Source organism: Streptomyces sp. NPDC002734, from assembly GCF_040295685.1.
GTDB lineage: Bacteria > Actinomycetota > Actinomycetes > Streptomycetales > Streptomycetaceae > Streptomyces.
Genome location: NZ_JBEOVU010000021.1, coordinates 1 through 12,410 on the forward strand (window position 1 = coordinate 1; position 12,410 = coordinate 12,410).

Annotated in this window: 11 protein-coding genes; 7 read left to right on the forward strand and 4 right to left on the reverse strand. The window is 71.4% G+C overall.

Features of this window, described 5'->3' with window-relative positions; genetic code table 11:
* The 4 genes from ABT026_RS19560 to glgB all read left to right on the forward strand — a co-directional run.
* The coding region (locus ABT026_RS19560; protein WP_351115901.1) for an alpha-glucosidase C-terminal domain-containing protein at nt 1-1,365 on the forward strand (1,365 nt) is incomplete at its 5' end.
* Nucleotides 1,362-3,080: a maltose alpha-D-glucosyltransferase gene (gene treS, locus ABT026_RS19565; RefSeq protein WP_351115902.1), complete on the forward strand. Its 1,719-nt coding sequence runs from the start codon at nt 1,362-1,364 to the stop codon at nt 3,078-3,080. The genes ABT026_RS19560 and treS, both read left to right, overlap by 4 nt.
* A gap of 25 nt (nt 3,081-3,105) precedes the next feature.
* Complete coding sequence (locus ABT026_RS19570) at nt 3,106-4,470, forward strand: maltokinase N-terminal cap-like domain-containing protein (protein ID WP_351115903.1); 1,365 nt, start codon at nt 3,106-3,108, stop codon at nt 4,468-4,470.
* A gap of 8 nt (nt 4,471-4,478) precedes the next feature.
* Nucleotides 4,479-6,830: a 1,4-alpha-glucan branching enzyme gene (gene glgB / locus ABT026_RS19575; RefSeq protein ID WP_351115904.1), complete on the forward strand. Its 2,352-nt coding sequence runs from the start codon at nt 4,479-4,481 to the stop codon at nt 6,828-6,830.
* Nucleotides 6,831-6,930: 100 nt separating this feature from the next.
* Here the strand turns inward: glgB and ABT026_RS19580 are convergent, their stop codons facing one another.
* On the reverse strand, nt 6,931-7,164 hold the full coding sequence (locus ABT026_RS19580; RefSeq protein WP_351115906.1) for a DUF6480 family protein: 234 nt from the start codon (nt 7,162-7,164) through the stop codon (nt 6,931-6,933).
* 172 nt (nt 7,165-7,336) lie between these two features.
* On the opposite strand from ABT026_RS19580, the gene ABT026_RS19585 reads away from it, so the two are divergent.
* Complete coding sequence (locus tag ABT026_RS19585; protein WP_351115907.1) at nt 7,337-7,783, forward strand: ATP-binding protein; 447 nt, start codon at nt 7,337-7,339, stop codon at nt 7,781-7,783.
* Between the two features lie 86 nt (nt 7,784-7,869).
* On the opposite strand, the gene ABT026_RS19590 is transcribed toward ABT026_RS19585, so the two are convergent.
* From ABT026_RS19590 to ABT026_RS19600, 3 genes are read right to left on the reverse strand one after another with little or no spacing between them, the layout of a single operon-like run.
* The gene (locus tag ABT026_RS19590) at nt 7,870-8,334 is read right to left on the reverse strand and encodes an ATP-binding protein (RefSeq protein ID WP_351115908.1); all 465 of its coding nucleotides are present in this window, start codon (nt 8,332-8,334) and stop codon (nt 7,870-7,872) included.
* A 19-nt stretch (nt 8,335-8,353) separates the two neighbouring features.
* Nucleotides 8,354-8,671, reverse strand: coding sequence for a DUF5133 domain-containing protein (locus ABT026_RS19595; RefSeq protein WP_351115910.1), 318 nt, complete (start codon nt 8,669-8,671; stop codon nt 8,354-8,356).
* A 4-nt stretch (nt 8,672-8,675) separates the two neighbouring features.
* On the reverse strand, nt 8,676-9,533 hold the full coding sequence (locus tag ABT026_RS19600) for an RNA polymerase sigma factor SigF (RefSeq protein WP_351115912.1): 858 nt from the start codon (nt 9,531-9,533) through the stop codon (nt 8,676-8,678).
* Between the two features lie 466 nt (nt 9,534-9,999).
* On the opposite strand from ABT026_RS19600, the gene ABT026_RS19605 reads away from it, so the two are divergent.
* The gene (locus ABT026_RS19605) at nt 10,000-10,884 is read left to right on the forward strand and encodes an RNA polymerase sigma factor SigF (RefSeq protein ID WP_351115913.1); all 885 of its coding nucleotides are present in this window, start codon (nt 10,000-10,002) and stop codon (nt 10,882-10,884) included.
* 256 nt (nt 10,885-11,140) lie between these two features.
* A complete protein-coding gene (locus ABT026_RS19610) occupies nt 11,141-12,376 on the forward strand; it encodes an MFS transporter (protein ID WP_351116071.1) in 1,236 nt (411 codons plus the stop codon).
* Nucleotides 12,377-12,410 lie beyond the last annotated feature (34 nt).

The following is a 12,410-nucleotide window of genomic DNA, read 5'->3' on the forward strand; positions in this document are numbered from 1 at the left end:
GTGCCGCAGGACGGGCCGCCGGTCAGCGGTACCTTCCGCACCGCCGCCGAGCGGCTGCCGGCCGTCGCGGCGATGGGCTTCGACGTCGTCTACCTGCCGCCCATTCACCCGATCGGGCGCACCCATCGCAAGGGGCGGAACAACTCGCTGACCGCCGGGGAGTGGGACGTCGGCGTGCCGTGGGCGATCGGTTCGCAGGAGGGCGGGCACGACGCGGTCCATCCGGACCTGGGGACGATCGAGGACTTCGACGCCTTCGTGGCGAGGGCGTCCGGGCTGGGGCTGGAGATCGCGCTGGACTTCGCGCTTCAGTGCTCGCCGGACCATCCGTGGGTGGAGAAGCATCCGGAGTGGTTCCACCACCGTCCCGACGGGTCGATCGCGTACGCGGAGAACCCGCCGAAGAAGTACCAGGACATCTACCCGATCGCCTTCGACCAGGACCTGCCCGGGCTGGTCGAGGAGACCGTGCGGGTGCTGCGGTTCTGGATGGACCACGGGGTGCGGATCTTCCGCGTCGACAACCCGCACACCAAGCCGGTCGTCTTCTGGGAGAAGGTCATCGGCGAGATCAACGCCGCCGACCCCGACGTCATCTTCCTGGCCGAGGCCTTCACCCGCCCGGCCATGATGGAGACGCTGGCCCAGGTCGGCTTCCAGCAGTCGTACACCTACTTCACCTGGCGCAACTCCAAGCACGAACTGACGGAGTACCTCAGCGAGTTGTCGGGAGAGTCGGCGGCCTACCTGCGGCCCAACCTGTTCGTGAACACCCCGGACATCCTGCACGCCTACCTCCAGCAGGGCGGGCGGCCCGCCTTCGAGGTGCGTGCGATCCTGGCGGCCACCCTGTCCCCCGCCTGGGGCGTCTACGCGGGCTTCGAGCTCTGCGAGGGCGCCGCCCTGCGCGAGGGCAGCGAGGAGTACCTGGACTCGGAGAAGTACGAACTGCGCCCCCGTGACTGGGAGGCGGCCGAGCGGGAGGGCCGCAGCATCGCTCCCCTGCTGGCCGAGCTCAACGGCATCCGGCGACGCCATCCCGCGCTGCAACGGCTGCGTAACCTGCGCTTCCATCCGACGGACAACGACGCCGTGATCGCGTACAGCAAGAGCGAGGGCGACGACACGGTGCTGGTGGTGGCCAACCTCGACCCGCACCACGCGCAGGAGGCGACGGTCCGCCTCGACCTGGCCCGTCTGGGCGTCGACCCGCACGGTTCGGTGCCCGTGCGGGACGAGCTGACCGGCGAGACCTACCACTGGAGCGGCGCCGACTACGTCCGTCTCGAGCCCGGCGTGCGGCCGGCCCACGTCTTCCATGTGCAGGGCTTCCACGTCCAGGCCGGAGGGAACGCAGCGCCATGACCGTCAACGACCCCGTTCCGGACACCTTCGAGGACACGCCGGCCCGTGACCGGGACCCGGACTGGTTCAAGCGCGCCGTCTTCTACGAGGTCCTGGTCCGCTCCTTCCAGGACTCCAACGGCGACGGCGTCGGGGACCTGAAGGGCCTGACCTCGAAGCTGGACTATCTCCAGTGGCTCGGCGTGGACTGCCTGTGGATCCCGCCGTTCTTCAAGTCACCGCTGCGCGACGGCGGTTACGACGTCTCCGACTACACCGCCGTGCTGCCGGAGTTCGGCGACCTGGCCGACTTCGTGGAGTTCGTGGACGCCGCCCACCAGCGCGGCATGCGCGTGATCATCGACTTCGTGATGAACCACACCAGCGACCAGCACCCGTGGTTCCAGGAGTCCCGCAAGGACCCCGACGGCCCGTACGGCGACTACTACGTCTGGGCCGACGACGACAGCCGGTACGCCGACGCGCGCATCATCTTCGTCGACACCGAGACGTCCAACTGGACCTACGACCCGGTCCGCGGCCAGTACTACTGGCACCGCTTCTTCTCCCACCAGCCGGACCTCAACTACGAGAGCCCGGCCGTGCAGGAGGAGATCCTGGCGGCCCTGCGGTTCTGGCTGGACCTCGGCGTGGACGGCTACCGCCTGGACGCCGTCCCCTACCTCTACGCCGAGGAGGGGACCAACTGCGAGAACCTGCCGGCCACGCACCAGTTCCTGAAGCGGGTGCGCAAGGAGATCGACGCGCACTACCCGGACACCGTGCTGCTGGCCGAGGCCAACCAGTGGCCCGAGGACGTCGTCGACTACTTCGGCGACTTCGCCTCCGGCGGCGACGAGTGCCACATGGCGTTCCACTTCCCGGTCATGCCCCGCATCTTCATGGCCGTCCGGCGTGAGTCCCGCTACCCGGTCTCCGAGATCCTGGCGAAGACCCCCGCCATCCCGGCGAAGTGCCAGTGGGGGATCTTCCTGCGCAACCACGACGAGCTGACCCTGGAGATGGTCACCGACGAGGAACGCGACTACATGTACGCGGAGTACGCCAAGGACCCGCGGATGCGGGCCAACATCGGCATCCGCCGCCGTCTCGCGCCCCTCCTCGACAATGACCGCAACCAGATCGAGCTCTTCACCGCCCTGCTCCTGTCGCTGCCCGGCTCCCCCGTCCTGTACTACGGCGACGAGATCGGCATGGGCGACAACATCTGGCTCGGCGACCGCGACGGGGTACGCACCCCCATGCAGTGGACGCCCGACCGCAACGCCGGCTTCTCCTCCTGCGACCCCGGCCGGCTCAACCTGCCGACCATCATGGACCCGGTCTTCGGCTACCAGGTCACCAACGTGGAAGCGTCGATGGCGTCGCCGTCCTCGCTGCTGCACTGGACCCGCCGGATGATCGAGATCCGCAAGGAGAACCCGGCCTTCGGACTCGGCACCTACACCGAACTTCCCTCCTCGAACCCCGCGGTGCTCGCCTTCCTGAGGGAACACGAGGACGACACCGTCGTGTGCGTGCACAACTTCTCCCGCTACGCCCAGCCCACCGAACTCGACCTGAGCGCCTTCGAAGGACGCCACCCGGTCGAACTGTTCGGCGGAGTCCGCTTTCCGGCCATCGGCGAACTGCCGTACCTGCTGACCCTGGCAGGCCACGGCTTCTACTGGTTCCGGCTCGTCCGAGTCGCACCCCGCGCCAGCCGACGACTGTGAGCCTGAGCCCGCGAAAGGACACGCCATGACGAAGACAGCATCGCTCCGCACCGCCCGCCCGGTCGCCGCCGAGCCCATGGCCTCCCTCAAGGGGCTGTTGCTCGAATGGCTGCCACAGCAGCGCTGGTTCGCGGGCAAGGACCGGCCCGTGACCGATCTGAGGCTGCTGTCCATGACGGAGCTGCATCCGGGCTGCCTGCACCTGCTGGTGCACGCCGAGCACACCGGGCCGGCCACCCCGGGCGCCTCCCGTCCCGGCGACTGCTACCAACTGTTGCTGGGGGCGCGGCGGGAGTTGCCGCCGCGCCTGGCGGAGGCGTTCATCGGCCGGGCAGGCACCGGCCCGCTGGCCGGCATGGCGGTCTACGACGCCCTGCGTGAGCCCCGTTCGGCGGCGCTGCTGCTCGACCGGCTGCGCCACCCCGGCACCACCGGGCCGCTCAGCTTCGAGCGGGACACCAGCGTCTGCCTGCCGGCCGGGCTCGCCCCGCGGCTGCTCGCCGCCGAGCAGTCCAACACCTCGTTGGTCTACGGCGACCAGTACATCCTCAAGGTGTTCCGGCGGATCCAGCCCGGCATCAACCCGGACTGGGAGGTGCCGTGGGCGCTGGCGCGCACGGGCTGCACCCGGGTGCCGGCGCCGACCGCCTGGTTCCGCACCTCGCAGCCCTTCGAGGCCACGCTCGGCGTGCTGCAGCCCTTCCTGCCCTCCGCGACGGACGGCTGGACGCTCGGCCTGAACGCGCTGGCCGCGGAGAACGACTTCAGCCGTGAGGCGCACGCCCTGGGCCTGGCGACCGCGGAGGTCCACCAGGCGCTGGCGGCGGCGTTCCCGCGGGGGCCGCTCGGCCCGGAGGCCGCGCCGCAGAAGGGCCGGCTGGCCCAGGAGATGACCGAGCGGCTGCACGACACCGCCCGTGCCGTGCCGGATCTGCGGCCGTACGTGCCGGGGCTGTCCGCGGCGTTCGCCTCCCTGGAGGCGGACCGGCCGGCCCAGCGCATCCACGGCGACCTGCACCTGGGGCAGGTGCTGCGGGCCGGCAGCCGGTGGTTCGTCATCGACTTCGAGGGCGAGCCGTCCCGGCCGCTGGCGGAGCGCCGCAGCGTGCACTCCCCGGTGCGCGACGTGGCGGGCATGCTCCGCTCCTTCGACTACGCGGCCCGCACCCGCCGGCCGTGGCACCCCGAGTGGGCCCGGCAGTGCCGTGAGGCCTACTGCGCGGGGTACGCGCGCGGCTCGGGGTGGGACCCCCGCGACGAGCCCGGCGTACTGCGCGCCTACGAGACCGACCGGGCGGTGTACGAGGTCCTCTACGAGGCCAAGCACCGGCCCGACTGGCTCCCCGTTCCGATGGCAGCGATCCGGCGTCTCGCCGTTCTAGGAGGCTGAACCCGACCATGGCACTGCGTGAGACCGCTCCCCCCGAGCCCTCCGCCCCCCGGCCCGGCGACAACGCCGTGGCCACCACCGCCCCCGCCGTCTCCGGCCGGGGCGGTGCGGGCGCGGCCGACGCCGGCCGGGCGCCCGCCCGGTCCGGGCGCCGCCGGGCCTCGGCCCCGGTGGTGCGCAGGCCCGTCGTCCCGGGCGCGCCGCCCGCGCCGCCGATGGACGCGGGTGACCGGCACCGTCTGCTCTCCGGTTGTCACCACGACCCGCACGCCCTGCTCGGCGCGCACCCGGTGGCCGACGGCGTGGTCTTCCGGGCCCTGCGGCCGGGGGCGCGCGGCGTCAGCCTGGTCCTCGACGGCGGACGGCACGTGCCGCTGAACGACGAGGGCGACGGCCTGTTCGGCGGCTCGCTCGCCCTCGAGGCGGTCCCCGCCTACCGGCTGCACGTGGTGTACCCGGAGGCCGAGGTCGAGACCGAGGACCCGTACCGGTTCCTGCCCGCGCTGGGCGAGCTCGACCTGCACCTGATCCGTGAGGGCCGGCACGAGCAGCTGTGGAAGGCCCTGGGCGCGGAGCCGATGGTCCACCAGGGCGTGGCCGGCACCCGTTTCTCGGTGTGGGCGCCGAACGCCTCCGGGGTGCGGGTCGCGATGGAGTCGACCTTCTGGGACGGCACCGCCTTCCCGATGCGCTCGATGGGCGCGTCCGGGGTGTGGGAGCTGTTCCTGCCGGACGTCGGCGAGGGCACCCTGTACAAGTTCGAGATCGCCACCAGCTACGGCACCCGTCTGCTGAAGGCGGACCCGATGGCCCGCCGCACCGAGTGCCCGCCGGCCACCGCCTCGGTGGTGACCGCCTCGCACTACGAGTGGGGCGACCAGGACTGGATGGCGCACCGGGGCGACCGCCCGGTGCACGAGGCGCCGTTCTCCGTGTACGAGGTCCACCTGGCGTCCTGGCGGCCGGGACTCACCTACCGGCAGCTCGCCGAGCAGCTGCCGCAGTACGTCAAGGACATGGGCTTCACCCACGTCGAGCTGATGCCGGTCGCCGAGCACCCCTTCGCCCCGTCCTGGGGCTACCAGGTCACCGGCTTCTACGCCCCCACCGCCCGGCTGGGCGGTCCGGACGATTTCCGGTTCCTGGTCGACAGCCTGCACCGGGCCGGCATCGGCGTGATCATGGACTGGGTGCCGGCCCACTTCCCGAAGGACGACTGGGCGCTGGCCCGCTTCGACGGCTTCCCGTTGTACGAGCCCGGCAACGAGATGCGCGCCGAGCACCCGGACTGGGGCACCTTCGAGTTCGACTTCGGCCGTACCGAGGTGCGCAACTTCCTGGTGGCGAACGCGGTCTACTGGTGCGAGGAGTTCCACATCGACGGCCTGCGGGTGGACGCCGTCGCCTCGATGCTCTACCTCGACTACTCCCGTGAGGACGGGCAGTGGCAGCCCAACGAGCACGGCGGCCGGGAGGACTGGGCCGCGGTGCGCTTCCTCCAGGAGATGAACGCCACCGTCTACCGGCGCAACCCGGGTGTGGTGACCATCGCCGAGGAGTCGACCGCCTGGGAGGGCGTGACCCGGCCGACCGAGAGCGGCGGCCTGGGCTTCGGACTGAAGTGGAACATGGGGTGGATGCACGACTCGCTGGAGTACATCAGCCACGAGCCGGTGCACCGCAAGTACCACCACCACGAGATGACGTTCTCGATGATCTATGCCTACAGCGAGAACTACGTGCTGCCCATCTCCCACGACGAGGTGGTGCACGGCAAGCAGGCGCTGGTCTCCAAGATGCCGGGCGACTGGTGGCAGAGGCGTGCCAACCACCGCGCCTATCTCGCCTTCATGTGGGCCCACCCCGGCAAGCAGCTCCTCTTCATGGGCCAGGAGTTCGCGCAGGGCGACGAGTGGAAGCTGGAGAGGGGGCCGGAGTGGTGGCTGCTGGACGCCGCCTACGGGGCCCGCGCGGACCACGAAGGCGTCCAGCACCTGGTGCGTGAGCTCAACGGTCACTACCGGGACACGCCGGCGCTGTGGCAGCGGGACACCGACCCGGCCGGTTTCCGATGGGTGGCCTGCGACAACGCCGACGACAACCTGCTGGCCTTCGTCCGGTACGGCCACGACGGGGCGCCGCTGCTGTCGGTCAGCAACTTCTCCCCGGTGGTGCGGCACGACTACGCGCTGTGGGTGTCCCAGGAGGCGGGTCACGCCTGGCGGGAGACGCTGAACACGGACGACCTGCGGTACGGGGGCAGCGACGTCCGCAACGAGGGCGTGCTGGAGCGGCGGGAGGACGGGTTCCTGCGGATGACCGTGCCGCCGCTGGCCACCGTCTGGCTGCGGCCCGTCTGATCCGGCGCCTGCGGCGCCGCGGACCTGTGCGGCGCCGCGGGCGTCGAGGGGAGGGCCGGGCGGCACGTCGCCGCCCGGCCCTCCCGTTCTCGGGTCACGGTCAGTTCCACACGCCCACCGCGTAGCCGATCATGCCGACGGCCACCAGCAGCACGACCAGCGCGATGAGGACCAGCGGTCCCTTGGCCCAGCCCTTGGCCGGGTTGTGGGCCTCGCTGGGACCCGCCTCCGGCATGCTGCTCTCCGCGGGCGGGGTCTCGCCCGGCGGGACTCCCCCGCCGGGCTCCAGGCCGGTGGAACGGGACGGGTCCGGGTCGGGATTCGAGTAGCTCATGCGCGCCGGGTTCCCCGGCCCACCGGACCGGAACCGTTCGCTCCGCACGCCCGTGCCCCCACCGTCCCTCCCGCCCTTCGGGGCGCGTAGCTTCCCTCCCTTCGGGAACATGCAACGAAGGAAGAGGACGACTGCGCGACAGCACCGCGCCCGAGGGGCTGGGGAAGGCGACATGGCATCCGAGCCGCGCGGGGAAGACGCGCTTGCCCATCACCACCACGACGAAGACGTGAAGAGCCTGACGGTGGCGTTCTCCGGTGAACTGCCGGACGTGACGGACGCCAGGCTCGCCGCCGAGGAGTTCCTGAGCGCGCTCTCGCGCCCCACTCCTCCTTCGGCGCCGGAACACTGGGACGACATCCTGCTGGTGGTCACCGAGCTGGCCGCGAACGCCGTCCAGTACGCGCCCGGCCCGTTCGAACTGAGGATGCGCCGCACCTTCGACGGCGTCCACGTCACCATGAGCGACAGCAATCCGAAGCCGCCGGCTCCCCGGCCGTTCCAGCCCAGCCGTGGCGGTGGGGGCATCGGCTGGCACCTCGTGCACACACTGTCCGACCAGGTCAGCGTGGTGGGCCGCAGCGACGGCAAGGACATCCACGTGTTCCTGCCCTGGTGACCACGTTCCTGCCCTGGTGACCACGGGCGGACGGTGGGACGCGCGGGGAGACCGGCCCTCCGGGCGGACCCGGACGAACGGGAGTGTCAGTCCTCCCGGGAGACGGTCAGCGGAATCAACGCGCTGACGGCCTTGCCCCCTTCGGGAAGACGTTCGACGTGGATGTCACGTGCCAGCCGGTGGATGAGCGGCCAGCCGTAGCCGCCGGGGGCGGTGCGCTCCAGGTGCTCCTCCCCCTCCGGGAAGCCTCCCGGCACGACGACGGCCTCCGGTACGCGGTCGCTGGCGTCACGCACGACCACCCGCACTCCCACGGCCTCGGGCCGGGCGTCGAAGCCGGTCAGGCCTCCGCCGTGCCGGAGCGCGTTGGAGACCAGCTCGGAGACGACCAGCCGCAGATCGACGAGGGCGCCCTCGGGCGCCCTGCGGTAGGGGGTCTCCCACTGGTCGCGGACCACGGCCACCGCGTACGCGCGGGCCGCCGAGGCGCTCGCCACGGCGGCCCGCGGACGCCCGCGGACGGGCTGGGAACCGGACCACGCGCAGTTCACCGCACCACTCCTCGGCAGCTCATGAGGCGACGGGTTCCCCGCCCTCGGCGACCAGCGGCCGCCCGGCGCCGCGGATGCGGGCCGCGGCCATCCGGCCGGCGGCCGGCAGGGCCCCGCCCAGCGCGCCGCCCGCCGTCAGGGGCCCGGCGGCGAGCAACCGGTGCGCCGCGGCGAGCGCGGCGCGGATGTCGCGCGTGCCGGTGGAGACACAGAGGGTGTAGGCCAGGTCCTCGGAGCACCGGCCGGCGCGCGGCCCGCCCCGCTCGGCCTCCTCGGCGAGCAGGGCGTGGTACTCGTCGACGAGTTTGCGCAGCGTGGCGGGGTGAGGCGTGAGCATGGACCTACTCCTTCACGAAGGCGGTTCGCATGCCCTGGCCGAGGGCTTCCTCCCGTACCCGTGCGCAGCTGCGGCTGATGAGCCGCGACACGTGCATCTGGGAGATGCCCAGCCGGTCAGCGATCCGGTTCTGTGTCATGTCCTCGAAGAACCGCATGTAGAGGATGGCCCGCTCCCGCTCGGGGAGCCGGCGCAGTCCTTCCTTCGCCGCCTCGCGGTCCACCACGGTGTCGTAGGCGGAGTCCGAGGAGCCGAGCGTGTCGGCGAGGCTGTACCCGTCGTCGTCGGAGGAGAGCTCCGCGTCCAGCGAGAGGGTGCTGAAGCTCTCCAGCGCCTCCATGCCGGTGGCGACCTCCTCCTCGGTCAGCCCGGTGTACTCGGCGATCCGCGCGGTACTCGGCTCCGGGCTGCCGGGGCTCTGGGTGAGCTCCCGCCGGGCCACCCGCACCTTGTTGCGGAGCTCCTGCACCCGGCGCGGGACCCGCAGGGCCCACATGCGGTCACGGAAGTGCCGCTTGATCTCGCCGGTGATGGTGGGGACGGCATAGCTCTCGAACGCGCCCCGGGAGGGGTCGAACCGGTCGATCGCCTTCACCAGTCCGAGCGCGGCGACCTGCCGCAGATCCTCCACCGCTTCACCGCGGTCACGGAAGCGACTCGCGATACGGTGGGCCATCGGCAGCCACGCCTCGGTCAACTCCTCGCGCACCGCGTCGCGCTCCGGCCCGGGGCCCAGCCCGGCGAGCCGGGAGAACGCGGCCGCGGTGTCCGGGGCGTCGTCGTGCGGCCGGCGGCCGCCGGAGGTCCGGTGTGCGGTGGTTTGTGCCGTTTCGGAGCGACTTGTCGACATATCGATGACCATGCGATTGAGCTCCTGAGCAGTGGGGGGTCAGGGAACTGCCGCGGATACGCTGCCCACGGTCGCCGGGAGGTTTCGGGTGCCGGGCGGTCGCGCCGCCCTGCGGCGCGTTTCTCCGGTCCGAAGCACGAAACCCCACCTGCCCCAGGGGTCGGACGGCAAACGCCTCGATCTCCAATATTGTGACTGCCGTCACGCAACCCCGCACGCGGGCGGCTCCCGCGCGGCGTCGCCGCGTCGCCGACTTGCGGTCACTCCGAGCGAAAGCGCTGGTCAGGGCTTGATGAGATCCGCCTCACAGAAAAGTTTTCCTCCGGGTGGAGTACGAAGCGAACCTCGGGGCAAGCGAGCGATGTCACCCGGCAAAATGGTGGCACGCAGCTACGAGGACGAATACGACGTATACAAGGATCTGTTCGACGACCTGTACGGAGTGTTCGATGACTGCAGACGATCAGAGAGGAACAGCATGGCAGCCGTGACCGCGGGAGAGGCAACGACCACGGCGCAGTGGGAGGTTCGGACCGAGGAGACGACCGCGGGGCTCCCGTACATCGAGGATCCTTCCGCCGTGGCCCCCAGGGACGCCAGGGAACTGTCGCGAGCGTTCCTGAACCGTCTCGCCGGGCTCGAAGAGGGCACCCCCGAGTACCAGTACGCCCGCAACACGCTCATCGAGATGAACCTGTCCCTCGTCCGCTACGCCGCGTCCCGCTTCCGCGGCCGCGACGACTCGATGGAGGACATCGTCCAGGTCGGCACCATCGGCCTGATCAAGGCGATCGACAGGTTCGAGCTGACCCGCGAGGTCGAGTTCACCTCCTTCGCGGTCCCCTACATCGTGGGCGAGATCAAGCGCTTCTTCCGTGACACCAGCTGGGCCGTCCACGTCCCGCGCCGCCTCCAGGAGGCCCGCGTCGAGCTGGCCCGGGCGACCGAGGAACTGCGCAGCCGGCTGGGCCGCACGCCCACCACCCGTGAGCTCTCCGCGCTGATGTCCCTGCCGGAGTCGGAGGTCGTCGAGGCCCAGAAGGCATCGAACTGCTACACCTCCTCCTCCCTGGACGCCGCGCTGACCCGCGACGGCGGCAACGACGGCGAGGCCGTGCTGGCGGACTTCATCGGCGCCGAGGACGCCTCCCTGGAGCTGGTGGAGGACTTCCACTCCCTCGCCCCGCTCATCGCCGAGCTGGACGAGCGCGACCGTCAGATCATCCACATGCGCTTCGTCGAGGAGCGGACGCAGGCGCAGATCGGCGAGGAGCTGGGCATCTCCCAGATGCACGTCTCCCGTCTGCTGAGCCGCATCATCAAGAAGCTCCGCAAGGGCCTGCTCGACCCGTCGGTGGCCTGAGCCTCCGCTCGGAACCTCTCGATCCCCCTCCCCCATGGGCGGACCGGTGAACACACCGGTCCGCCCATGGGGGATGATGCTGTTCAGATAGTTGTACTGAGCATCGAGAGAGTGCGTGCCATCCGTGGACACCAGCAGTCGCAGCGGCGTCGAGGACCATGAGGGTCACGAGGGCCTCGACAGCGCCCCGTCGCAGGCGGTCGAGGGGCAGGCGGTCGAGGGACAGGCGGCGAGCCCGCCCGCGGCCGCCGGCCTCCTGGGGTGGCGCCGCTTCGCCATGGACACCCGCCCCCTGCGCCGGCCCGCCTACCGGCGGCTGTGGTCGTCCACCATCGTCACCTCGGTGGGCAGTCAGCTGACGGCGGTGGCGGTCCCCAAGCAGATCTACGACATCACCGGCTCCTCCGCCTGGGTCGGCTACGCCAGCCTCGCCGGGCTGGTGCCGATGGTGCTCTTCGCGCTCTGGGGCGGCGCGGTCGCCGACACGGTCGACCGGCGCAAGCTCCTGCTGGTGACCAACACCGGCATCGCGGTGACCTCGGTGCTCTTCTGGGTCCAGGCGGCCGCCGGAACGGACTCCGTCCTGGTGCTGATGGTGCTGCTCGCGGTGCAGCAGGCGTTCTTCGGGCTGAACTCGCCGGCCCGGACCGCCTCCATCGCCCGGCTGGTGCCGGCCGACGAGCTGCCGGCCGCCAACGCCCTGGGGTCCACGGTGATGCAGACCGGTCTGGTGGCGGGTCCGCTGCTCGCCGGGGCGCTGATACCGCTCGTCGGGCTTCCCGAGCTCTACCTGATCGACGCCCTCGCGCTCACCGTGACCGTGTGGGCGGTCTGGCGCCTCCCCGCGCTGCCGCCCCTGGCCGACGGCGGCGCCCCCCGGCGGGCCGGGCTGCGGGAGGTCGTGGACGGTTTCCGGTACATCGGCATGCAGCAGGTGCTGCTCCTCTCCTTCCTCGCGGACATCATCGCCATGGTGTTCGGCATGCCGCGGGCGCTCTTCCCGCAGATGGCCGAGGAGACCTTCGGGGCGTACGGCTCCGAGTTGGCGCTGGGTCTGCTGTTCGCGGCGATCCCGGTCGGCGCCGTGATCGGCGGCCTGTTCTCCGGCACCTTCTCGCGGGCGCGGCGGCACGGCTGGATGGTGATCGGCTCGGTCGTGGGCTGGGGCCTGGCCGTGATGGGCTTCGGGCTCACCGGCAACCTGTGGGTGGCTGTGGCCTGCCTGGCGGCGGGCGGAGTGGCCGACATGGTCTCCATGGTCTTCCGCGGGGCGATCCTGCTGTCCGCGGCGACGGACGAGATGCGGGGCCGGATGCAGGGCGTCTTCACCGTGGTGGTCGCGGGCGGACCGCGGCTGGCCGACGTCCTGCACGGGACGGCCGCGTCGGCGGCGGGCACCCGGTGGGCCGTGGCGGGGGGCGGCGCGCTCGTGGTCCTGCTGACGCTCGCCCTCGCCGTCCTCATGCCGTCCCTGCGCCGCTACCGCGTCTGACCCCGGCGCGCTCCAGGCCCGCGCCGACGGTGAG

Coding starts and splice junctions, on each gene's coding strand:
- treS (WP_351115902.1), top strand. CDS start 1,362: ATGACCGTCAACGACCCCGTTCCGGACACCTTCGAGGACACGCCGGCC.
- ABT026_RS19570 (WP_351115903.1), top strand. CDS start 3,106: ATGACGAAGACAGCATCGCTCCGCACCGCCCGCCCGGTCGCCGCCGAG.
- glgB (WP_351115904.1), top strand. CDS start 4,479: ATGGCACTGCGTGAGACCGCTCCCCCCGAGCCCTCCGCCCCCCGGCCC.
- ABT026_RS19580 (WP_351115906.1), bottom strand. CDS start 7,164: ATGAGCTACTCGAATCCCGACCCGGACCCGTCCCGTTCCACCGGCCTG.
- ABT026_RS19585 (WP_351115907.1), top strand. CDS start 7,337: ATGGCATCCGAGCCGCGCGGGGAAGACGCGCTTGCCCATCACCACCAC.
- ABT026_RS19595 (WP_351115910.1), bottom strand. CDS start 8,671: ATGCTCACGCCTCACCCCGCCACGCTGCGCAAACTCGTCGACGAGTAC.
- ABT026_RS19600 (WP_351115912.1), bottom strand. CDS start 9,533: ATGGTCATCGATATGTCGACAAGTCGCTCCGAAACGGCACAAACCACC.
- ABT026_RS19605 (WP_351115913.1), top strand. CDS start 10,000: ATGGCAGCCGTGACCGCGGGAGAGGCAACGACCACGGCGCAGTGGGAG.